The organism is Anoxybacillus sp. UARK-01 (assembly GCF_002075365.1).
Taxonomy (GTDB): domain Bacteria; phylum Bacillota; class Bacilli; order Bacillales; family Anoxybacillaceae; genus Anoxybacteroides; species Anoxybacteroides rupiense.
This window is the reverse complement of the sequence record NZ_NASY01000045.1, coordinates 32,891-55,081: the sequence shown is the minus strand read 5'-3', so window position 1 is coordinate 55,081 and position 22,191 is coordinate 32,891. Positions and strand designations below refer to the sequence as shown.

General features: G+C 43.6%; 18 protein-coding genes. 2 read left to right on the top strand and 16 right to left on the bottom strand.

What is annotated here, in order from left to right; genetic code table 11:
• Window positions 1-104: 104 nt before the first annotated feature.
• The 6 genes from rho to B6A27_RS11550 all read right to left on the bottom strand — a co-directional run bounded on the left by rho (window position 105) and on the right by B6A27_RS11550 (window position 6,535).
• A complete protein-coding gene (gene rho / locus B6A27_RS11575; protein ID WP_044741528.1) occupies window positions 105-1,376 on the bottom strand; it encodes a transcription termination factor Rho in 1,272 nt (423 codons plus the stop codon).
• Window positions 1,377-2,019: 643 nt separating this feature from the next.
• On the bottom strand, window positions 2,020-2,985 hold the full coding sequence (glpX, locus tag B6A27_RS11570; RefSeq protein WP_066150651.1) for a class II fructose-bisphosphatase: 966 nt from the start codon (window positions 2,983-2,985) through the stop codon (window positions 2,020-2,022).
• A gap of 28 nt (window positions 2,986-3,013) precedes the next feature.
• A complete protein-coding gene (locus tag B6A27_RS11565; RefSeq protein WP_044741526.1) occupies window positions 3,014-4,300 on the bottom strand; it encodes a UDP-N-acetylglucosamine 1-carboxyvinyltransferase in 1,287 nt (428 codons plus the stop codon).
• Between the two features lie 89 nt (window positions 4,301-4,389).
• Window positions 4,390-5,037, bottom strand: a complete 648-nt coding sequence (gene fsa / locus B6A27_RS11560) for a fructose-6-phosphate aldolase (RefSeq protein WP_080862201.1) — start codon at window positions 5,035-5,037, stop codon at window positions 4,390-4,392.
• A gap of 86 nt (window positions 5,038-5,123) precedes the next feature.
• On the bottom strand, window positions 5,124-5,984 hold the full coding sequence (locus B6A27_RS11555) for a class II fructose-bisphosphate aldolase (protein ID WP_044741524.1): 861 nt from the start codon (window positions 5,982-5,984) through the stop codon (window positions 5,124-5,126).
• 191 nt (window positions 5,985-6,175) lie between these two features.
• Window positions 6,176-6,535: a response regulator gene (locus B6A27_RS11550; RefSeq protein WP_044741523.1), complete on the bottom strand. Its 360-nt coding sequence runs from the start codon at window positions 6,533-6,535 to the stop codon at window positions 6,176-6,178.
• A gap of 188 nt (window positions 6,536-6,723) precedes the next feature.
• On the opposite strand from B6A27_RS11550, the gene B6A27_RS11545 reads away from it, so the two are divergent.
• A complete protein-coding gene (locus tag B6A27_RS11545) occupies window positions 6,724-7,257 on the top strand; it encodes a DUF2529 domain-containing protein (protein WP_201722561.1) in 534 nt (177 codons plus the stop codon).
• A gap of 43 nt (window positions 7,258-7,300) precedes the next feature.
• Here the strand turns inward: B6A27_RS11545 and B6A27_RS11540 are convergent, their stop codons facing one another.
• From B6A27_RS11540 to B6A27_RS11500, 9 genes are all read right to left on the bottom strand, one after another.
• Window positions 7,301-8,896, bottom strand: coding sequence for a CTP synthase (locus B6A27_RS11540; RefSeq protein ID WP_044741522.1), 1,596 nt, complete (start codon window positions 8,894-8,896; stop codon window positions 7,301-7,303).
• 170 nt (window positions 8,897-9,066) lie between these two features.
• Window positions 9,067-9,585 (bottom strand): DNA-directed RNA polymerase subunit delta, encoded by a 519-nt coding sequence (rpoE, locus tag B6A27_RS11535; RefSeq protein WP_236631839.1) that lies wholly within the window; start codon window positions 9,583-9,585, stop codon window positions 9,067-9,069.
• Window positions 9,586-9,812: 227 nt separating this feature from the next.
• Window positions 9,813-13,070, bottom strand: a complete 3,258-nt coding sequence (gene icmF, locus B6A27_RS11530; RefSeq protein ID WP_080862199.1) for a fused isobutyryl-CoA mutase/GTPase IcmF — start codon at window positions 13,068-13,070, stop codon at window positions 9,813-9,815.
• Between the two features lie 21 nt (window positions 13,071-13,091).
• Window positions 13,092-13,721, bottom strand: a complete 630-nt coding sequence (locus tag B6A27_RS11525; protein ID WP_044741591.1) for a TetR/AcrR family transcriptional regulator — start codon at window positions 13,719-13,721, stop codon at window positions 13,092-13,094.
• 21 nt (window positions 13,722-13,742) lie between these two features.
• Complete coding sequence (locus B6A27_RS11520; RefSeq protein ID WP_044741519.1) at window positions 13,743-14,885, bottom strand: acyl-CoA dehydrogenase; 1,143 nt, start codon at window positions 14,883-14,885, stop codon at window positions 13,743-13,745.
• Window positions 14,886-14,901: 16 nt separating this feature from the next.
• The gene (locus tag B6A27_RS11515) at window positions 14,902-16,035 is read right to left on the bottom strand and encodes an acyl-CoA dehydrogenase (RefSeq protein ID WP_044741518.1); all 1,134 of its coding nucleotides are present in this window, start codon (window positions 16,033-16,035) and stop codon (window positions 14,902-14,904) included.
• A gap of 43 nt (window positions 16,036-16,078) precedes the next feature.
• Window positions 16,079-16,930: a 3-hydroxybutyryl-CoA dehydrogenase gene (locus B6A27_RS11510; protein ID WP_044741517.1), complete on the bottom strand. Its 852-nt coding sequence runs from the start codon at window positions 16,928-16,930 to the stop codon at window positions 16,079-16,081.
• Window positions 16,931-17,088: 158 nt separating this feature from the next.
• Window positions 17,089-18,267: an acetyl-CoA C-acetyltransferase gene (locus B6A27_RS11505; RefSeq protein WP_080862198.1), complete on the bottom strand. Its 1,179-nt coding sequence runs from the start codon at window positions 18,265-18,267 to the stop codon at window positions 17,089-17,091.
• Window positions 18,268-18,483: 216 nt separating this feature from the next.
• Window positions 18,484-20,589, bottom strand: coding sequence for a heterodisulfide reductase-related iron-sulfur binding cluster (locus tag B6A27_RS11500; protein WP_066150671.1), 2,106 nt, complete (start codon window positions 20,587-20,589; stop codon window positions 18,484-18,486).
• Between the two features lie 203 nt (window positions 20,590-20,792).
• Here B6A27_RS11500 and cls point away from each other — a divergent pair, with 203 nt between their 5' ends.
• A complete protein-coding gene (gene cls / locus B6A27_RS11495) occupies window positions 20,793-21,980 on the top strand; it encodes a cardiolipin synthase (protein WP_066150674.1) in 1,188 nt (395 codons plus the stop codon).
• A gap of 29 nt (window positions 21,981-22,009) precedes the next feature.
• Here the strand turns inward: cls and B6A27_RS11490 are convergent, their stop codons facing one another.
• Window positions 22,010-22,177 (bottom strand): XapX domain-containing protein, encoded by a 168-nt coding sequence (locus B6A27_RS11490; protein ID WP_066150676.1) that lies wholly within the window; start codon window positions 22,175-22,177, stop codon window positions 22,010-22,012.
• Between the last annotated feature and the right edge of the window lie 14 nt (window positions 22,178-22,191).

The following is a 22,191-nucleotide window of genomic DNA, read 5'->3' as shown; positions in this document are numbered from 1 at the left end:
TCATTTCGAAACAGAGTTTCTCTATCCGTTGTGAGTCATTTCTCATTGTTTGACAAAACACACATGATAAAATTATAGCAAGGGTGTTATGGTTTTGCAACTGGTTATTTTTTAATCCCTATATTTTTCCATTCATCGTCTAATATCGAGAAAAATTCTTCATTTGTTTTCGTTTGGCGAAGCTTATTTAAAAAGCGCTCGATAAAATCTGGTGTATCCGACATCGTTTTGCGAATCGACCAAAGCTTGTCTAAATGCTCTTTTGGAATCAGCAATTCTTCTTTACGAGTACCAGAACGGCGAATATCAATAGCTGGGAAAATCCGACGTTCCGCCAGCGAGCGATCTAAGTGCAGCTCCATATTGCCCGTTCCTTTAAATTCCTCATAAATCACATCATCCATGCGCGAGCCGGTATCGACAAGCGCTGTCGCTAAAATCGTCAAGCTGCCGCCTTCTTCAATGTTGCGCGCAGCTCCAAAAAATCGCTTCGGACGGTGGAAAGCGGCTGGATCAATCCCTCCGGAAAGTGTCCGTCCACTTGGCGGAATGACTAAATTATAGGCTCTTGCCAAACGAGTAATACTGTCCATTAAAATGACAACATCGCGCTTATGCTCAACGAGGCGCATCGCGCGTTCAAGCACTAACTCAGCAACCTTGATATGGTTTTCCGGCACTTCATCAAACGTCGAGCTGACAACATCGCCCGCTACCGAGCGTTCAATATCGGTCACTTCCTCAGGACGTTCATCAATTAGAAGGACAATCAGCTCGACATCCGGATGGTTTGTCGTAATACTGTTAGCGATTTCTTTTAAAAGCATTGTTTTCCCTGCTTTTGGGGGAGCGACAATTAACCCGCGCTGGCCAAAGCCGACCGGGGCGATTAAATCCATAATTCGCGTCGACAGCTTATCCGGCGTTGTTTCTAATTTCATTTGGCGACTTGGATAAAGCGGCGTCAAGGCAGGAAAGTGAACGCGTTCTTTCGCTACTTCAGGGTCTTCGCCATTTACAGCCTCCACGTGAAGAAGCCCATAATATCGTTCATTTTCTTTAGGAGGACGAACTTTTCCTGAAACTTTATCGCCATTTCTTAAATCAAAGCGGCGAATTTGCGAAGCGGAAATGTAAATATCCTCTGAGCTTGGAGAGTAATTGATCGGCCTTAAAAACCCGAACCCTTCTGATTGAATGATTTCGAGAACGCCTTCCATAAACAATAATCCGTCTTGTTCAGCCTGTGCTTTTAAAATAGCGAAAATAAGCTCTTTTTTTGTTAGTTTACTGTAATAAGAAATTTTATATTGCCGAGCTAGTTCATATAGCTCTTTAAGTTTCATATTTTCTAATACCGAGATTGTTAAGTCCATTTCGCCACCACACTTTTACTATTTTTCATTCTCTCCCATATACACCAAATGAATTTATGAAATAAGCTATGGATGGGATGAAAGAAGATTACGAAGGTTTATATGTTAAAGAAGCAAAAAATCGCAGAGCTTATTTTTATGCACACACGGCATGACTATTTTACCCTTTTTACAGTTTTTTAATCAACCATTTTTTATTTTTATCATGATCAATACAGGTTAGAGTGCTTCCTCCGAAGTAAAGCTAAGGGACGTGCGGAGCCGGATGTTGATCATTTGCGGATGAGATCGATTACATATCATCCATTCGCCGATTGGTTGGAACACTACATAGGCAAGCGCCCATAAAATGATGATGATAGATCATCCATTTGGACCTTGCAACAAAAATGAGCGGGTTGAGGTGCTATATGAGTAGATGTAACTGAACATTTGCGGCGATATGAAGCTTGTTATTGTCCTTTTCTCATCTGATGCACTCCAGTTTCTAGATAAATTAAAACACCATAGGCTGTCAATGAAACGTTCCCATTCTACAAAAATGGGATGAATTCCTTGGCTTTTCATCTTTCCAGCCATTTGACTAGTGACAGCGTGATAGAAAGGAGCGAGGGAAGCTGCATCTGCCCCTCGCTCACATGGCTTATGGTTTAATGACTAAATTAGGTTTTTTCTTTAAGCTGTGCCGCCCGTCAATGAAACGAACCGTGCCTGATTTCGCCCTCATGACAAGGGAATGCGTTTCTCCATAAGAGCCTTTAAATTGAACTCCTCGCAAAAGCTCACCGTCAGTGACACCCGTTGCAGCAAAAATAGCGTCATCCCCTTTTACTAAATCTTCCATACGCAGCACTTTGTCGACATTCAATCCCATTTTTTGGCACCGTTCCAATTCTGCGTCATTTTGCGGCAGAAGCTTCCCTTGAATTTCACCGCCTAAGCATTTTAACGCCACAGCGGCTAATACACCTTCTGGCGCTCCTCCTGATCCAAACAAAATATCAACACCGGTATGATCGAACGCCGTATTAATCGCTGCGGCCACATCGCCATCATTAATGAGTTTAATGCGGGCGCCGGCCTCTCGCAGTTCCGCTATAATATGCTCATGCCGCGGGCGATTTAACACGATGGCCACCACGTCTTCAATATCTTTATTTTTCGCTTTCGCAACCGCTTTCAAATTGTCTATAATTGGCGCATTGATATCAATCATCCCTACTGCTTCTGGGCCAACGGCAATCTTATCCATATACATATCAGGAGCATGAAGTAAATTTCCATGGTCGGCTACTGCTACTACCGCCAATGCATTCCAGCCCCCAGATGCCAAGATATTGGTTCCTTCTAGAGGGTCAACTGCCACATCAACACGCGGCCCATAACCGTTTCCTAGCTTTTCACCAATATATAGCATCGGCGCCTCATCCATTTCTCCTTCACCGATAACGACTGTTCCTTTCATTGGAATCGTGTCAAAGACGTCACGCATCGCCGATGTCGCCGCACCGTCCGCTTCATCCTTTTTTCCGCGACCCATCCAGCGCGCTGCGGCTAATGCCGCTGCTTCCGTTACACGAACAAGCTCCATTGATAAACTTCTTTCCATTGTGACTTCTCCCTCTCCCCTTCGTTGCCTATAGATTTTGAATTTGCTCAATTTCCTGATCGGTCATTTTCTCCCGCCAAATGGTTGCGCCTAATCCTGTCAATTTTTCGACAAGATGGCTATACCCACGGTCGATATGATCGACCCCAGTAATTTCCGTCATTCCATCCGCCATTAAACCAGCGATGACAAGAGCTGCACCCGCCCGTAAATCGCTCGCTTTCACTTTCGCTCCCTGCAGCAGCGTTGGACCGGTTACGATGGCCGAGCGTCCTTCTACCTTAATGTTGGCGTTCATTCTCCGCAACTCATCAATATGTTTAAAACGCGCACTGTAAATGGTATCGGTAACAACGCTTGTCCCATGTGCCTTGGTTAATAAAGCTGTGAATGGCTGCTGCAAATCTGTTGGAAAGCCTGGATATACGAGCGTTTTCACATCGACCGCTTTCATTTGCGGAGATCCAACAACCACCATTTGATCATCGCTTGCTTCGACACGCACACCCATTTCACGCAGTTTTGCTGTTAATGACTCCAAATGCTGCGGAATCACATTGTCGATCATCACTTCTTGTCCCATGGCAGCTGCGGCAATCATAAATGTTCCTGCCTCAATTCGATCAGGAATAATGGAATGACGGCACCCTGTCAATCGCTCCACCCCATCAATGCGGATAATATCCGTTCCCGCTCCTTTAATTTTAGCCCCCATGTTGGACAGTAGTGTGGCTACGTCAATGATTTCTGGCTCTTTTGCAGCATTTTCAATGATGGTGCGTCCTTTCGCGCGTACAGCAGCCAGCATAATGTTAATGGTTGCCCCAACACTTACTACATCTAAATAGATACGGGCACCGCGCAATTCATCCGCACGCAAGTAAATGGCTCCTTGCTCGTTTGTGACTTTAACTCCTAACGCTTCAAACCCTTTAATGTGCTGGTCGATCGGGCGCGGTCCTAAATGACAACCGCCCGGTAGACCGATGACAGCTTTTTTAAAGCGGCCGATCATCGCTCCCATTAAATAGTAAGAAGCGCGCAGCATTTTCACTTTTCCGTTTGGAAGAGGCATTGACACGATGTTCGTCGGATCAATTGTCGCTTCTTTGCCATCAAAATGGAACGTGCCGCCAATTTCCTCGATTAACTCTCCTAATACGCGAACATCCGAAATATCAGGCAGCCCTTCGATTGTTACCGGCGATTCAGCGAGAATCGTTGCTGGAATCAACGCCACAGCACTGTTTTTCGCCCCGCTGACTCGCACCGTTCCGCGCAAAGGGTCGCCGCCTATGATCTTTAATTTTTCCATTGTAGTCTCCCTTCCAGCGAAGATGCCTTGCTTTTGCGCGAATTGCAACGGAAACGCTTATTTACAGTTTAGACCAAAACTCATGATTTTTATCGCTGTTTTTGCTGATTCCAATCTGCTAAAAATTTTTCAATTCCTTGATCAGTAAGTGGATGCTGGAATAGCTGCATTAATACCTTATAAGGAATCGTCGCAATATGAGCTCCTCTTAATGCTGCCTCCGTTACATGAAGTGGGTGACGAATGGATGCTGCGATGATTTCTGTCTCAATGCCGTGAATATCAAAAATGTTGGCAATCGTTGAAATAAGCTCCAATCCGTTATGACCGATATCGTCTAAACGCCCAAGGAATGGTGAAACATATGTTGCACCAGCACGTGCAGCTAACAGAGCCTGATTGGCAGTAAAGATGAGGGTAACGTTGGTTTGAATTCCTTTTTCACTAAATGCCTTAACGGCTTTAAGACCTTCTGGCGTCATCGGTACTTTAATCGTAATATTTGGAGCGATTTTCGCTAGCTCTTCTCCTTCGCGAATCATTCCTTCTGCATCCGTTGAAATAACTTCGGCGCTTACAGAACCTGATACAATCGATGTAATCTGGCGAAGGCGATCGTGGAAGGACACGTTTTCTTTGGCTACAAGGCTCGGGTTAGTCGTCACTCCCGCTAAAACCCCCAGCTCATTAGCCTGTTTAATTTCTTCCAAATTTGCCGTATCAATAAAGAATTTCATCGCTCTCTCCTCCTAAACATATTCCTTAATGAAATGAAACAAAACCGCTCGTTTCGGGTTCAAACCGAAACGATGCGGCTATCTGATTACAAAGCTTTTCCAGAGGAACCAAACTCGCGCATTTTCCCAATGACGGTTTCTTTAATAGCGTCACGGCCAGGACCGATAATTTTGCGTGGATCGTATACTTTTGTATCTTGCGCCAAGATTTCACGCACAACTTTTGTAAAGGCCATTTGGTTTTCAGTATTTACATTGATTTTTGAGGTTCCAAGTGAAATCGCGCGTTGGATTTGTTCCGTCGGAATGCCTGTACCACCGTGCAATACAAGCGGAACGCGCGTTAAATCACGGATAATTTCCATTTCTTTGAATCCTAATTTTGGCTCTCCTTTGTAAGGACCATGCACAGAACCAAGCGCTGGAGCCAAGCAATCGATATTTGTACGCTTAACAAGCTCCTCGCATTCCTTTGGATCTGCATAAATAATGCCGTCTGCCACCACATCGTCCTCTTGTCCGCCGACTGTGCCGAGCTCCGCTTCGACAGACACGCCGCGCGTATGGGCATACTCGACCACTTGTGAAGTGATCTGGACATTTTCTTCAAACGGATGATGAGAAGCATCGATCATTACGGATGTAAAACCAGCATCAATCGCTGCTTTACATTTTTCGAAGCTGGAACCATGGTCAAGATGAATGGCCACAGGAACGGTAATATTCATATCCTCCATTAATCCTTTCACCATGTTGACAACCGTTTTAAAGCCGCCCATATATCGAGCTGCTCCTTCTGATACACCGAGGATTACTGGAGATTTTTCTTCTTCGGCAGCGGCTAAAATGGCTTGGGTCCATTCTAAGTTGTTAATATTAAATTGCCCTACCGCATATTTTTCTGCTAACGCTTTGTTTAGCATTTCCTTCATCGATACTAAAGGCATGATAAAAAACCCTCCTTGTCATTAAACTCCGCCTTTCGTCAAAAGGGAGGCTATGCCGCAGCATCGCCGCAACAACTTGCATTATGTATGAAAGGCGCGCTTCGGCCTTACTTTATAAGCATACCAACTTAGAGACGAAACAGCAACATTATGCGCACCTAGGAATTCCACAAAAATTTATTGAAAGCGCATTACGAAATATATTTTTTCACAGCTTCCCGCAATTCATCAATATCGAATGGTTTAGCAAAATGCATGATGGCGCCTAAATCTTTTGTTTCCTGAATCATATCAAGCTCGCCATATGCTGTCATAATAATGACTTTAATGTTCTCATTCATTGCCTTAATCCGTTTTAATATTTCAATTCCATCCATTCCTGGAATTTTCATATCTAATAATACTAAGTCAGGTTGGTGCTTTTGGACGATCTCTAATGCTTGTATACCGTTAGCTGCTTGAAAGGTTGTATATCCTTCTCTTTGAAAAACTTCATTTAGTAAAATACGAATGCCATATTGATCGTCAACGATTAAAAGTTTGTTTCCCATCTGTTATGCACCTCTATTCTTTGTTTTGCTAATTTGTATAATTCCGCATTTCTTTGTTGATTTCCTGCCTCTTTTCCATCATTGTCCGCAAACGAATACAGTAGCGATCATCAGCAGCCAAATGAAACGGTTGTGTTCTTTCCCCAATTCAGTATACTGTAATAATGTAAAGGACGGTGAAAAAAAGCATGATGAAAGTTTTTTCCACCCAATTAACGGGTTACTTCAAAAAACTCGCAGAGCAAGAAGAAATGGCAATCGAAGATGGTGCGCGCCTGCTTGCTCAAGCATTGATCGGGGACGGGCGCATTTTGATTCATGGCTTTGATGAGATGGAATCCGTTGCTCTTACGGCCATAAAGGGAGCAGAGATGTTGCCCAAAGCCGAGCCGCTCATGAAGCACAGAACGATTCGTGCAGATAGGAATGAAACCGATCGTGTTTTACTCATTACGCGCTTCTCCAACGATGAGCGTGCCATTGCATTAACTGAGCAGTTGATTCAGCAAAACATTCCAGTCGTCGCCATTTCAGCTGCCGTCCCTCAAGAGCCTTCGCTTGCCGATGTAGCCGATGTGCATATTGACAGCAAGCTGGTAAAGCCTCTTATTCCAAAGGATGACGGTACGCGCTTTGGATTTCCAGCTGTCATGATGGCGCTATTTGCCTACTATTGCTTGTTCTTTACGATTCATGAAATTTTTGAGGAATACAACGAATAAGACGATCTCGCCATTGATGCGAGATCGTCTTTTTCTACTGTTTTTATTTCTGCAATGATGCTTTTACAAATTCACGGAACAGCGGCTGCGGTCTTGTTGGACGAGAAGTAAATTCCGGATGGAATTGAGCCGCCACAAACCATGGATGATCCTTTAATTCAATAATCTCCACTAAACGTCCATCTGGGCTTGTGCCGGAAAAAACAAATCCTTTTTGTTCCATGATTTGTCTATATTGGTTATTAAATTCGTAACGATGGCGATGACGCTCATAAATGACCTCATCCTGATAAGCTTCATAGGCAAGAGTTCCTTCAACAAGCTTGCATGGATATAATCCCAAGCGCAGCGTTCCTCCTAAATCCTCAATATCTTTTTGCTCTGGAAGCAAATCAATGACAGGATGAGGAGTATTTGGATCAATCTCTGATGAGTGCGCATTTTCTAATCCAACTACGTGGCGGGCAAATTCAACTGACGCCAACTGCATGCCGAGACAAATTCCGAGAAACGGAATCTGCTGCTCCCGAGCGTAGCGAATCGCTTCGATTTTTCCTTCAATACCGCGATCACCAAATCCACCCGGAACGAGGATCCCGCTAGCATCTTTTAACAGTTCATGAACATTATCCCGATCTACATGTTCTGAATTGATCCATTGGATTTCTACTTCTGCATCGAAAGCATAACCCGCGTGGCGAAGTGCTTCAACAACTGAAATGTAAGCATCCTGCAATTCTACATATTTCCCGACAAGCGCTATTTTCGTTTTATCAGAAAGATGGCGCACTTTTTCGACAAGCGCCCTCCATTCGGTCATATCTGCTTCTTGGCAGTTCAGCTTGAGATGTTCGCAAACAATTTGATCTAATTTTTGCTCCTGCAGCATTAACGGCACAGCATATAATGTATCGGCATCGCGCGCTTCAATTACAGCTTTCGGGTCGATATCGCAAAATAGCGCAATTTTATCTTTCATTTCTTGCGACATCGGCATTTCGGTACGAACCACAATGACATTTGGCTGAATCCCTAAGCTGCGTAATTCTTTTACACTATGCTGAGTTGGCTTTGTTTTCATTTCTCCAGCTGCTTTAATATACGGAACAAGCGTACAATGAATATACATGACATGGTCGCGGCCAACATCGCTTTTGATTTGACGAATGGCTTCTAAAAACGGCAGCGATTCAATGTCTCCAACCGTTCCGCCAATTTCCGTAATCACTACATCGGCATTTGTTTCACGGCCAGCACGAAACACTCGCTCTTTAATCTCATTCGTAATATGAGGGATGACTTGTACAGTTCCCCCTAAATAATCACCACGGCGTTCCTTTTTCAATACCGCAGAATAAATTTTCCCAGTTGTGACGTTGCTGTATTTATTTAAATTAATGTCAATGAAGCGCTCATAATGTCCTAAATCTAAATCCGTTTCTGCACCGTCATCCGTTACAAATACCTCTCCATGCTGATACGGACTCATCGTCCCTGGATCGACATTAATGTATGGATCAAACTTTTGAATCGTTACATTCAATCCGCGATTTTTCAATAAACGGCCTAGCGAGGCAGCCGTGATTCCTTTTCCTAATGACGAGACAACGCCACCCGTTACAAAAATATACTTTGTCATCTTGTTTTTCCCCCTTGCCAAAAATATATGTAACACTTTAAAGTGTGCTCAAAGCGCCAAAATAAAAAACGCCCCTCTTACCTTTGTAAGGGAGCGTTATCATATTTAATAATTTTTAAAGAGCCCAAATAAAATTCTACATAGTCCGCCATGTAAAGTCAAGAGGAAGGTCATTCTTCCTCCTCTTCTGCTTCCTCCATCTCTAGCAGTTCATCGTCCATTTCTTCATCTTCGAGTTCAAACTCATCTTCATCAAGCAGTTCTTCATCGAACTCATCCGCTTCGTCGAGATCGAATTCGTCCTCATCGAGGAGGTCGTCGTCTAAATCGACATCTTCTTCGTCTTCATAATCATCGAGATCATCATAATCTAGTTCTTCATCGTCAAGAACTTCATCATAATCATCATATTCATCCAATACTTTTTTCTTCTTCTTCGGCTTGATCGTTGTAACATTTTCGTCTTCTGTTTGATCGTATGGATACCAAGAGCGCAATCCCCAGCGATTTTCTCCAATGCAAATAAAACGGCCGTCGATATTCAAATCTGTATAAAATTGCGCAAGGCGCCCCTTCACATCTTCTTCTTGCAAATTTGCTAAAGCAGCAATTTCACGAACAAGCTCTTGAAATAATAGCGCTTCTTTTCTCTCTGCCATCACAAGATAAGCGAGTTCAACGAGTGACATTTCTTGTAATTCCTCTGGAGAGTATTGCTGCAAACTTAAATCCGGCACTCCCTTTCTATGTAATAAACTTCCCTACCGATAAAAATGAATGAATGCACTTGGAATACATACCATTCATTATAAACAAATTCTCTTTGTTTATGCTAGCTCTGAATCAATAGTTTCTAAAATTTTTTCAGCGAAAAATGGGCTGATCCAATACAATGGATCAGCCTGCGATTGTTTGATTACATATTGCGGCGGTATTGTCCGCCCACTTCATATAATGCTTTTGTAATTTGACCAAGACTTGCGACTTTAACCGTCTCCATCAACTCTTCAAAAATATTGCCTCCGCTTACTGCTGCGTGCTTCAAGCGATTTAACGCTTCTTCGGCCTTATCTCGATTGCGTTCTTGGAATGCTTGCAAGTTCTTAATTTGCAATTCTTTTTCTTCGTATGATGCTCGAGCTAATTCGATGCTGTTGAGCTCTTCTTCTGATGGCGGATTCGGATTTAAATAGGTGTTCACGCCAATAATCGGAAGTTCGCCGCTATGCTTTTTCATTTCATAGTACATGGATTCATCTTGAATTTTGCCACGTTGGTATTGCATTTCCATCGCGCCTAATACACCGCCGCGGTCATTGAGGCGCTCAAATTCTTTTAATACCGCTTCTTCAACCAAATCGGTTAATTCTTCAATAATAAATGATCCTTGCAATGGATTTTCGTTTTTCGTTAAACCGTGCTCTTTTGTAATAATGAGCTGAATCGCCATCGCACGACGGACCGACTCTTCGGTTGGTGTTGTGATCGCTTCATCATACGCGTTTGTATGAAGCGAGTTACAGTTATCATGAAGCGCCATTAGCGCTTGAAGCGTTGTTCGAATGTCATTAAAATCAATTTCCTGTGCATGCAGAGAGCGCCCGGATGTTTGCACGTGATATTTTAACTTCTGGCTGCGCTCATTTGCGCCGTATTTTTCACGCATAACAACGGACCAAATACGGCGAGCCACACGCCCGATTACCGTATATTCAGGATCTAATCCGTTGCTAAAGAAGAAGGAAAGGTTTGGTGCAAAATCGTCAATATGCATGCCCCGGCTTAAATAATATTCAACATACGTGAAGCCGTTCGCCAACGTAAACGCGAGCTGTGTAATCGGATTCGCTCCTGCTTCGGCGATATGATAGCCGGAGATCGAAACGGAATAGTAGTTGCGCACTTTGTTTTTAATAAAGTATTCTTGAATATCTCCCATCATTTTTAACGCAAATTCTGTCGAGAAGATGCATGTGTTTTGTCCTTGATCCTCTTTTAAAATATCCGCTTGCACCGTGCCGCGCACGGTTTGCAGCGTCCAAGCCTTCACTTCTTCATATTCTGCCTCTGTTAATGGACGGCCTAATTCTTCTTCTCGTTTTTCCACTTGCTGTTCAATTGCCGTATTCATAAACATCGCCAAAATAATGGGCGCTGGACCATTGATGGTCATGGAAACAGAGGTTGATGGATGGCATAAATCAAAGCCTTTATACAACTTCTTCATATCATCAAGCGTACAAACGCTTACACCACTTTCGCCTACTTTCCCAAAAATATCAGGACGATATTGCGGATCTTCTCCATACAAGGTGACCGAATCAAAAGCCGTACTTAAGCGCTTCGCCGGATCATCTTTACAGAGATAGTGAAAACGGCGGTTCGTCCGTTCTGGCGTGCCTTCGCCAGCAAATTGCCGCTTCGGATCTTCCCCTTGGCGCTTGAACGGGAATACGCCAGCTGTATATGGAAAGAAACCCGGTACATTCTCCTTATATACCCATCGTAAAATTTCCCCATAATCTTTAAATTTCGGCAGTGCTACTTTTGGAATATCTAAGCCGGCCAAGCTTTTCGTCGTTAAGTCTGTCACAATTTCCTTATCGCGAATTTTTGTCACAAATTGCTTGGCTGCATATTTCGCTTTAAGCTCTTCCCATGAGGCAAGAATTTGCTTAGATTCCGCTGTTAATTGATTTTCATAATGTTGCTTTAACGCTTCGAGCGAGGCGAGCACTTCCTCGTTTCGTTCACGCTCTTTGACGGCTTCAATGGCCCCTTCTAATTGGAACAACCGCCGAGCCACATCGGCTTGCTGCTCAGATTTTTTGTGATAAGAGCGAACGGTATCAGCGATTTCACGCAAATAATAGCGGCGATCATTCGGAATAATCACATTTTGTTTTTGAACATCTGCCACCGATTCAAGCGTTGTTGTCCAGTTCGTTCCCGCTTTTTTATTGATCAGATCAATTAAAGCGACAAACAATGTATTCGTGCCCGGATCATTAAATTGGCTTGCAATCGTTCCATATACCGGCATTTCTGATAAATCTTTATCAAACAATTGATGGCTGCGCTGATATTGCTTTTGCACCTGGCGCTTTGCATCTTCAGAACCTTTGCGCTCAAATTTGTTGATCACGATTAAATCTGCATAATCGATCATGTCAATTTTTTCAAGCTGTGTCGGCGCACCGAATTCGCTCGTCATGACATACATGGAAATATCACATACTTCGGTAATCGCAGCATCCCCTTGACCGATTCCGCTCGTTTCAACAATGATTAAATCAAAACCGGCCGCTTTTGCGACTTCAATGGCATCTTGAATCGCCAATGAAAGCTCAGAACGAGAGCTACGAGTGGCTAGGCTGCGCATATAGACTCGCGGAGAATGAATGGAATTCATACGAATGCGGTCTCCTAATAGCGCACCACCTGTTTTTTGCTTCGTTGGGTCAACTGATAAAATAGCCACCTTTTTATCCGGAATTTCATTTAAAAAGCGGCGTATTAATTCATCGGTTAACGAGCTTTTTCCTGCTCCCCCCGTTCCTGTAATCCCTACAACCGGAACAGGTTTTGTCAGCTCTTTTATTTTATCAAGAACCGTCTCCGCAGCAGCGGCGACTTCTGTTGCCGTATCCATCCGATTTTCACATAAGGTAATCAGGCGGGCAACCGCTTGAACGTCGCCATTTGGCAAGCGTTCAAGTTCATCCGTGATCGTTCGAACCGTTGGAAAATCACACTCTTCCAACATGACATTGATCATTCCCTGTAAGCCGAGAACACGACCGTCTTCTGGCGAAAAAATGCGGGCAATTCCATAGTCATGTAACTCTTTTATTTCCCTAGGAATAATGACGCCGCCCCCTCCCCCATAAATGCGGATGTGGGAAGCGCCTCTTTCCTGCAACAGATCATGCATATATTTAAAAAATTCGACGTGTCCTCCTTGATAAGAAGAAACAGCAATGCCTTGAACATCTTCTTGAATGGCCGCATTGACAATCTCTTCTGCCGAGCGGTTATGCCCTAGATGAATGACTTCGGCGCCGCTTGTTTGTAAAATGCGGCGCATAATATTAATTGAAGCGTCATGGCCATCAAATAAGCTAGAGGCTGTCACAAAACGAACATGATGTTTCGGACGGTAAATGTGAGCCATCCTCTCTCCCCCTTATTGTCATTATGACCGTTTTTCCAAAATACCCCTTAATAACAAATCCGTCTGCAATTCAATATATTCTTCCAATGTATACATTTTGTGCAGCGCCCAACGGCGAAACGCCCACATTTGCCCTAGCACAAAAATGTTATGGGCAAACAGCTGAATTTCTTGTTCTGTTAATTCAAACACGCCATTTTGCACACAAGCCTGCAAAATATTTTCAAACATTCCGACCATTTGTAGTTCTTTATTAAGAACATATGGGAGCGAATCTTTCGTTAATGATTTTGCTTCTTGGTACATGACAAGGACTTCGTCCTGCAATTCATTGACCACCCTAAAGTAATGAGCGATCGCCAATTTAAAGCTTTCAATTGTTCCATGATGAGTATCAATGTCCTTTTCCATCCGTTCGCGTACTTCATCGTAAATGCGGTCACACACTAAATACAGCACATCTTCTTTTTGACGGATATATTCATATAAAGTTCCGATGCTAAACCCTGATGCTTTCGCAATTTCTCTTGTTGTGGTACGATGAAATCCTTTTTGCTTGAAAAGGGAAATGGCCCCTTTAATCATTTCATTGCGCCTTTTTTTCACAAGGCGTTCATCCTTTACAGATGCTGGGACTTCTCGTTTTTTCATATTCATCGTGGATCGCTCCGCTTATTCTTTTGTGAGCATTCTTGAAATGACAATTCGTTGAATTTCTTGTGTTCCTTCATAAATTTGCGTAATTTTCGCGTCACGCATAAAACGTTCGACTGGATAATCTTTTGTATATCCATATCCACCAAAAACTTGAACCGCATCTACCGTTACTTTCATCGCTGTGTCTCCAGCAAACAGTTTGGCCATCGCTGACGCTTTGCCATATGGAAGACCATTGGATTCTAGCCATGCTGCTTGGTAGGTTAACAAGCGAGACGCCTCAACGGCTGTCGCCATATCCGCCAACTTAAATCCGACTCCCTGCTGCTCGATGATCGGCTTGCCAAATTGAACGCGTTCTTTTGCATATTCCACCGCCGCATCCAATGCTCCTTGCGCGATGCCTACTGCTTGTGCAGCGATGCCGTTGCGCCCGCCATCTAATGTCATCATGGCAATTTTAAAGCCTTCCCCTTCTTGACCGAGAAGATTTTCCTTCGGAATGCGGCAATCTTCAAAAATAAGCTCGGTTGTTGGCGAAGAACGGATACCAAGTTTTTTCTCTTTTTTTCCAATCGAAAATCCTGGCGTTCCTTTTTCTACAATAAACGCGCTAATGCCTTTATGCTTTTTCTCTGGGTCTGTCACCGCGAATACAACATAAATTTCCGCTTCTCCGCCGTTCGTAATCCATACTTTCGAGCCGTTTAGCACGTAGTGATCCCCGTCAAGCACCGCCCGCGTTTTCATGGAAGAAACATCCGATCCTGCCCCTGGCTCCGAAAGGCCGTAAGCTCCAAGTTTTTCGCCAGTTGCAAGAGCGCGTAAATACTTTTGTTTTTGCTCCTCAGTACCAAATTTATAAATAGGCCAGCTTGCCAAAGAAATGTGGGCCGACAATGTTACGCCTGTCGAAGCGCAAACTCTTGATAGCTCTTCCACAGCAATCACATAAGCTAAATAATCACTGCCAATGCCGCCGTATTCTTCCGGCCATGGAATGCCGGTTAAGCCAAGCTCGGCCATTTTATCGAAAATACTGCGGTCAAAGCGCTCCTCTTCATCGCGCTCTGCCGCTGTTGGCGCGACTTCATTTTTGGCAAAATCCCGCACCATTTTTCGTATCATTTCATGCTCTTCTGTTAATTGGAAATTCATGTCCTCTCCCCCGTTTTTATAATTGTTTACTAATCACTAACCGTTGAATTTCACTTGTTCCTTCGTAAATTTCACAAATTTTTGCATCACGGAATAAGCGCTCTACCGGATAATCTTCGGTGTATCCGTTCCCCCCGAAAATTTGTACCGCTTCAATGGCATTTTCCATAGCCGCTCGCGATGCAAACAGCTTAGCCATTGATGCTTCTTTGCCGCACGGAATTCCATTTGCGCGCAAAAAGGCAGCACGATAAACGAGCAGCTTGGCAGCCTCCGTCGCTGTCGCCATATCAGCAAGTTTAAACCCCACTCCTTGCTGTTCAGCGATCGGTTTGCCGAATTGGATTCTTTCCTTTGCATAAGCCGTTGCATGTTCAAGCGCTGCTTCCGCAATACCGAGCGATTGGGCAGCAATGCCGATGCGCCCAACATCAAGGTTGGCCATGGCGATTTTAAAGCCTTGTCCTTCTTCGCCCAATAAATTTTCCGCTGGCACTTTCGCATCTTCAAAAGAGATTTGTACGGTTCGTGAACCGTGAAGCCCCATTTTCTTTTCATCTTTTCCGATGATAAATCCTGGCGTATCCTTTTCCACAATAAAAGCAGAAATGCCTCGGCTTCCTGTTTCGTCTGGATTTGTGCGGGCAAATACAATATACGTATCTGCTTCCCCGCCGTTTGTGATAAACACTTTTGAACCGTTTAAGATATAATAATCTCCTTGGCGAACGGCCTTTGTCTTTAAGCTTTTCGCATCTGAACCCGCGCTAGGCTCTGTTAAGCAAAAGGCTCCTAAATATTCACCGCTTGCAAGCTTCGGCACATATTTTCTTTTTTGCTCCTCCGTTCCAAAGTAAAGAATAGGATTCGTGCCGACAGATGTATGCACAGATAAAATCACGCCGACCGTTGCGCTGACTTTTGAAATTTCATGAATCGCAATAATATACGAAACAAAATCCATTCCTGCCCCGCCGTACTCTTCTGGAATCGTGATTCCCATTAAACCGAGCTCCGCCATCTTGCTGAGGATGGGGCGAGGGAATTCTCCTTTCTCCATTTGCTCTACAAACGGGGCAATTTCACTTTCTGCGAACTCTCTGACCATCTTGCGCATCATTTCTTGTTCTTCTGTAAAATGTAAATTCATGTTTGTCACCCTCTTTGTTGGATACTGTCAAACCATCTGTTGATTATTCATATGTGTAGAAGCCTTTTCCTGTTTTGCGTCCAAGCCATCCAGCCTTTACGTACTTGCGCAACAGCGGGCATGGACGATATTTATCATCGCCAAATCCTTCGTGAAGCGTTTCCATAATATAAAGGCATGTATCTAAGCCGATAAAATCTGCTAGGGTTAATGGTCCCATCGGATGATTCATACCGAGCTTCATGACCTCATCAATCGCCTCTTTTGTCGCTACACCTTCATATAGCGCATAAATCGCTTCATTAATCATCGGCATTAAAATACGGTTTGAAATAAATCCTGGAAAATCGTTTACTTCGACAGGTACTTTATTGAGCTTGTGGGTCATATCTTCAATCGTTTGATAGACTTCTTCAGCGGTTGCCAGCCCCCGAATAATTTCGACAAGCTTCATTACAGGAACTGGATTCATAAAATGCATGCCAATCACTTTCTCTGGTCGTTTTGTTGCTGCGGCGATTTCTGTAATCGGAAGCGAGGATGTGTTCGTTGCTAAAATGGCATGCGCAGGGGCCATTTCATCAAGCTGTGCAAACAGCTTTGTTTTCACTTCCATATTTTCCACAACCGCTTCAATGACTAAATCTACTTCGCTTGCATGTTGTAGATCTAGAGAAGGGGTAAGGCGATGCAAGATACTTGCTTTTTCGTCTTCAGTCAGCTTTCCTTTTTCGACTTGTCGCGTTAAATTTTTTGAAATCGTAGCAAGGCCGCGATCTACATATTCCTGTTTTAAATCATGCAAAAACACATCATATCCAGCCATGGCACATACTTGCGCAATACCTGATCCCATTTGACCGGCACCAATTACCATTACTTTTTTTACATCCATCTTTCTATCCTCCATCAATCAAACTTTTTGTAAAATCTTCAGCATTGAAATAGGTCGATCAATCGCGATTGGCCTCTTGTCAAGAATGGCCCGCTCTGTCTACAAGGCTTATTTTCCACACTATTCATTCCATGTACAGCTGCGGGCCTTGGTAATGTTTATACTTGTACCATAATGGCATCCCCTTGACCGCCGCCGCTACAAATAGCCGCAATTCCGATGCCGCCGCCGCGACGTTGCAATTCATGAATTAGCGTGATAATAATCCGCGCGCCGCTTGCACCAATCGGATGTCCTAGTGCGACCGCCCCGCCATTCACATTCACTTTTTCAGGGTCTAATCCAGCAATCTTGATGCTGGCTAAAGCGACTGCTGAAAACGCTTCATTAATCTCAAACAAATCGACTTCCTCCGCTTTTTTTCCTGTTTTTCTGAGCAATTCATTAATGACAAGCCCTGGTGTTTTTGGGAAGTCCTTTGCCTCAACAGCTATCGCAGCATGACCGATAATGGTCGCTAACGGCTTTCTTCCTTCTCTTAGCGCTCGTTCTTCGTTCATTAAAACAAGCGCAGCTGCTCCGTCATTGACTCCTGGAGCATTGCCGGCTGTAATCGTGCCAGACGGATCAAATACAGGAGACAGCTTTGCTAATTTATCAAGCGATGTATCTTTACGCGGTGATTCATCATGCTCCACCAACAGCGTTCCACCCTTGCGTTGCGGTATTTCAACCGGTACAATTTCTTCTGCTAACAACCCTGCCTCGATCGCCGCGATCGCGCGCTGATGGCTGCGATACGCCCACTCGTCTTGATGCTGCCGGGAAATTTCTAATTCTTTGGCCGTCTCGCCTCCATATATGCCCATATGGACACCTGTAAAGCTGCATGTGAGACCGTCATACACCATTAAATCTTTTACTGTCGAATCGCCCATGCGGAGCCCCCAGCGTGCCTTTGGTAAAACATACGGTGCATTGCTCATGGATTCCATTCCTCCGGCGACAATCACTTCGCCATCTCCAGCGCGGATGATTTGGTCAGCCAATGTTACGCTCCGCATACCAGAGGCACATACTTTATTAATCGTCTCCGTGCGCACTTCCCACGGAATTCCGGCATAGCGAGCCGCTTGGCGTGAAGGGAGCTGTCCTTGCCCTCCTTGTAGAACAGTTCCTAAAATGACCTCATCAATTTGCTCAGCGCTAAGATTAGCCCGATGAAGCGCTTCCTTAATAGCGATCCCGCCTAATTGTGAAGCCATTAATGAGCTAAGTCCCCCGCCAAATTTTCCAAACGGCGTACGCACTCCGCTTAAAATAACCGTTTTTCCCATCTTCCTCTCCCCTTTGAACTATATTTATCCACTTAAGCCATGTTTAAGTGTCAGCAGTCTGTACGATGGACTGTTCGAATTTAGAAAGCGATTACAAAATACAGACTGAACGCTCGCTCGATACAATAGACTAGGAGAAAGGTGTACATTTCGCACACCTCCCTCTTCTATTATACTAATTATTTTTAAAAATACGAATTATTTATTCAATTTTTTTTAAGATACCATATCCTTTTGGTTTTCGTCACCAAATACCGCTTTTTCTAAAAGCTCGGCAATATCATACGTCGCCACTTTTTCCTCTACTTCCTTCGCTTTTGTTCCATCCGTCAGCATCGTTAAGCAATATGGGCAGCCGGAACTGATCACCGTTGGATTGACAGCCAATGCCTGTTCCGTACGTGCAACGTTAATGCGCGTTCCTGTCGTTTCCTCCATCCACATGAGACCGCCACCGGCGCCACAGCACATTCCTTTTTCGCGGTTGCGTTCCATTTCTACAAGCTTGACGCCTGGAATCGCTCGCAAAACGCTGCGCGGCTGCTCATATACTTCGTTGTAGCGCCCAAGATAGCAAGAGTCATGGAACGTAACGGTTTCATTCACTTCATATTTCGGTACTAATCGCCCTTCCTCCACAAGCTTGGCAAGAAGTTCCGTATGATGATAAACCTCTGCTTCGAATCCAAAATCCGGATATTCATTTTTAAATGTGTTATAAGCATGTGGATCAATTGTTACAATCTTTTTGACACCTGCTTTTTCAAATTCAGCGATATTGCTATTCACTAATTCTTGGAATAAAAATTCATTTCCGAGCCGGCGTGGGGTATCACCGGAGTTTTTCTCTTTATTTCCTAAAATGGCGAACTTGACGCCTGCTTCGTTTAATAAGCGCGCAAATGCTAAAGCGATTTTTTGGCTTCGATTATCAAATGCGCCCATTGAACCAACCCACAATAAATATTCAAATTCTTCGCCGGCTTTTTGCATTTCCTTCACCGTCGGAATATGAGCATCCTCGCGCAGCTCCCGCCAATTTTCTTTCTCTTTTCGATTGAGCCCCCATGGATTTCCTTGGCGCTCAATATTGGTCATGGCACGTTGGGCATCGGGATTCATTTTTCCTTCTGTTAATACAAGATAACGGCGAAGATCGATAATTTTATCGACATGTTCATTCATGACTGGGCACTGATCTTCACAGTTACGGCATGTCGTACAGGCCCAAATTTCTTCTTCAGTAATGACATCGCCAATTAAGCTTGGCATTTCGAGCGTAGCTGCTTGCTCCTGCAAGCCTTGTGCGGCAAACGCCAGCTGATTGCCTCGCGTATTTTTAAACGCAAATGCCGGCACCCATGGAGCTTTGGAGGTCACAGCCGCTCCTGTTTCCGTTAAATGATCGCGCAGCTTTAAAATTAAGTCCATCGGCGAAAGCATTTTGCCCGTTCCTGTGGCTGGGCACATGTTCGTACATCGGCCGCATTCCACACAAGCATATAAATCGATCAGCTGCGTTTGCTTAAAGTCTTCAATTTTTCCAACGCCAAATGATTCCTGTGTCTCATCTTCAAAATTAATTTTCTCAAGCTTTGGTCGGGATAAACGACTAAAGAAGACATTCACTGGACCTGCAATTAAGTGTGCATGCTTCGACTGAGGGACATATACTAAGAAGGTAAGCAGGATCAGCAAGTGAATCCACCATGCGACATAGAAAAGTACAGTCGCTCCTGTTTTTCCTACCCAGAAAAACGCACCAGCGACAAGAGAGGCGATCGGTTCGCTCCATGTTGCTTCCTCGGCGTGCCAAATCATGGACATGCCATTTCCAAACAACACAGAAAGCATAAGCCCCCCGATAAAAATTAACACTAATCCAGCCTTGAAATCGCGTTTTAAGCGCACAAGCTTTTCAATATATCGGCGATAAAACGCCCAAAATACGGCAATTAAAATGAGGAGAGTCACGATTTCTTGGAAAAACGTAAATCCTGGATAAAGCGGCCCTAATGGAAGATGGGCTCCTGGTACAATTCCTTTCATAATAAAATCAATAGCCCCAAATTGAACAAGAATAAATCCATAGAAAAAAACGACATGGATTAAACCGCTTTTTTTATCCTTCAAAAGCTTTTTCTGCCCGAATACATTCACCCAAATTTTATCTAGCCTTTCTTTTACCTTTTGGTCAAATTCCACTTTCTTTCCTAGCTTAATGTAAGCAATGCGCGTTTTTACAAGATACGCAAATAAATACACAGCGTAAGCGGTTACAAGCAAAAACGCAAGGAAGTTAATCACTAATAACGCATTCATATTTCTAATGCTCCTTTCCCCCTTGTTTTTCCATTAATAATAAAAATAATATTAATAACAAAAGAAATTTTCAGAATTATACCCCTTGGCTTTATTTTAATAATGAATGAGCATTCAGTCAACAACGTTTTGCTGGGGCAGGTGCTAATTTTTTTCATTTAGGGAACATTAATAACGATCGATGCAGACAGGAGGAACGTACAATGATGATTTTGTGGGTCATTGTCATTTTCGTTGTACTGATTATAATAGATGTACAAATAGGGCGCAGACGGACAAGCGGAAATGCCAAAAAAGAATACCCGATGCGCCAAGGCAACATAGAGCTGTTTACCAATGGAAAACATTTATTCTTCGATTATTTCCAAACAATCGAACAAGCAAAAAATCATATTCATATTTTGTTTTATATTGTCAAAACGGACGACATTAGTCAATATTTTTTTTCTCTTTTACAGCAAAAGGCAAGAGAAGGAGTGGAAGTCCGTTTGCTTGTAGACTGGATCGGCAGCTTTGGACTTCCTAAATCAATTATTCGTTCTCTACGAAAAAGTGGTGTCCAGTTTGTCTATAGCCGAAAACCTACATTCCCTTATTTCTTTTACAAGCTAAATCGCAGAAATCATCGAAAAATAACCGTAATTGACGGAATGATTGGCTATGTTGGCGGTTTCAACATTGGCAAAGAGTACATTGGCCAGGATACGGATTTTGGAGATTGGCGTGATTATCATTTAAAAATAACCGGAGAAGGGGTAGCGGATTTGCAAACACAGTTTTTTGATGATTGGGAAGCCGCGACAAAAGAAAAGCTCACGACACGCCAGCTGTACTTTCCACGAGCAGATAAAGGCCCCATTACCCATCAGTTCATTGCGACAAATGGGCAAGGACTTGAAAATGAATTCATTGCGCTGATCCGCCAAGCACAGCAGCAAATCATCATCGGTTCCCCTTATTTTATTCCTAGTGCTAAAGTAATGAACGCGTTGCTTGACGCATTAGAACGCCAAGTCGCGGTGACCATTCTCGTTCCGCTCAAAGCGGATCATCTATTTGTCAAGGAAGCCGCCTTTCCCTATTTCTACCGCTTATTAAATGCGGGAGCGGAAATTTATCGTTTTTATCAAGGATTTTACCATGCGAAAACGATCATGATCGATGATCGCGTATGCGATATTGGCACCGCTAATTTCGATAAGCGCAGCTTGTTTTTAAATGGCGAAATGAATTGCTTGATTTATGACCGTTCCTTTATGCAGCACATGCATCAGGTGATTAAACGCGACCTTTCCCGCTCTGAACGATTGACGATCGATTTTTGGAAAAAACGAACCATATGGGACCGCGGCAAAGAATCGCTATCTCTCCTTCTTTCTGAATGGCTATAAAAAATGTTGGGGCTTTTTCCCCAACATTTTTATTTCCAAAATACACTCAGCCACTGAAATACTTTCATGCCAAGATAAACGCCAATAATTCCTGAAATTCCCGCCAGCGCCGGCGGAGCTGGAATCGGCAGACGAAATAGGGTAAATAAAAAACCGACGACCATGCCGGTCAGTAATGATATAATTACTTCTTTCATGACATTCTCCTCCG

What these genes read in the sequence shown, in the direction of transcription:
- B6A27_RS11500 (WP_066150671.1), bottom strand. Translation starts at nt 20,589, where the DNA reads ATGAATGCGTTATTAGTGATTAACTTCCTTGCGTTTTTGCTTGTAACC.
- B6A27_RS11565 (WP_044741526.1), bottom strand. Translation starts at nt 4,300, where the DNA reads ATGGAAAAATTAAAGATCATAGGCGGCGACCCTTTGCGCGGAACGGTG.
- B6A27_RS11520 (WP_044741519.1), bottom strand. Translation starts at nt 14,885, where the DNA reads ATGAATTTCCAATTAACAGAAGAGCATGAAATGATACGAAAAATGGTG.
- cls (WP_066150674.1), top strand. Translation starts at nt 20,793, where the DNA reads ATGATGATTTTGTGGGTCATTGTCATTTTCGTTGTACTGATTATAATA.
- rpoE (WP_236631839.1), bottom strand. Translation starts at nt 9,585, where the DNA reads ATGTCACTCGTTGAACTCGCTTATCTTGTGATGGCAGAGAGAAAAGAA.
- B6A27_RS11510 (WP_044741517.1), bottom strand. Translation starts at nt 16,930, where the DNA reads ATGGATGTAAAAAAAGTAATGGTAATTGGTGCCGGTCAAATGGGATCA.
- fsa (WP_080862201.1), bottom strand. Translation starts at nt 5,037, where the DNA reads ATGAAATTCTTTATTGATACGGCAAATTTGGAAGAAATTAAACAGGCT.
- glpX (WP_066150651.1), bottom strand. Translation starts at nt 2,985, where the DNA reads ATGGAAAGAAGTTTATCAATGGAGCTTGTTCGTGTAACGGAAGCAGCG.
- icmF (WP_080862199.1), bottom strand. Translation starts at nt 13,070, where the DNA reads ATGGCTCACATTTACCGTCCGAAACATCATGTTCGTTTTGTGACAGCC.
- B6A27_RS11490 (WP_066150676.1), bottom strand. Translation starts at nt 22,177, where the DNA reads ATGAAAGAAGTAATTATATCATTACTGACCGGCATGGTCGTCGGTTTT.
- B6A27_RS11540 (WP_044741522.1), bottom strand. Translation starts at nt 8,896, where the DNA reads ATGACAAAGTATATTTTTGTAACGGGTGGCGTTGTCTCGTCATTAGGA.
- B6A27_RS11515 (WP_044741518.1), bottom strand. Translation starts at nt 16,035, where the DNA reads ATGAATTTACATTTTACAGAAGAACAAGAAATGATGCGCAAGATGGTC.
- B6A27_RS11505 (WP_080862198.1), bottom strand. Translation starts at nt 18,267, where the DNA reads ATGGGAAAAACGGTTATTTTAAGCGGAGTGCGTACGCCGTTTGGAAAA.
- B6A27_RS11545 (WP_201722561.1), top strand. Translation starts at nt 6,724, where the DNA reads ATGATGAAAGTTTTTTCCACCCAATTAACGGGTTACTTCAAAAAACTC.
- B6A27_RS11555 (WP_044741524.1), bottom strand. Translation starts at nt 5,984, where the DNA reads ATGCCTTTAGTATCGATGAAGGAAATGCTAAACAAAGCGTTAGCAGAA.
- rho (WP_044741528.1), bottom strand. Translation starts at nt 1,376, where the DNA reads ATGGACTTAACAATCTCGGTATTAGAAAATATGAAACTTAAAGAGCTA.
- B6A27_RS11550 (WP_044741523.1), bottom strand. Translation starts at nt 6,535, where the DNA reads ATGGGAAACAAACTTTTAATCGTTGACGATCAATATGGCATTCGTATT.
- B6A27_RS11525 (WP_044741591.1), bottom strand. Translation starts at nt 13,721, where the DNA reads ATGAAAAAACGAGAAGTCCCAGCATCTGTAAAGGATGAACGCCTTGTG.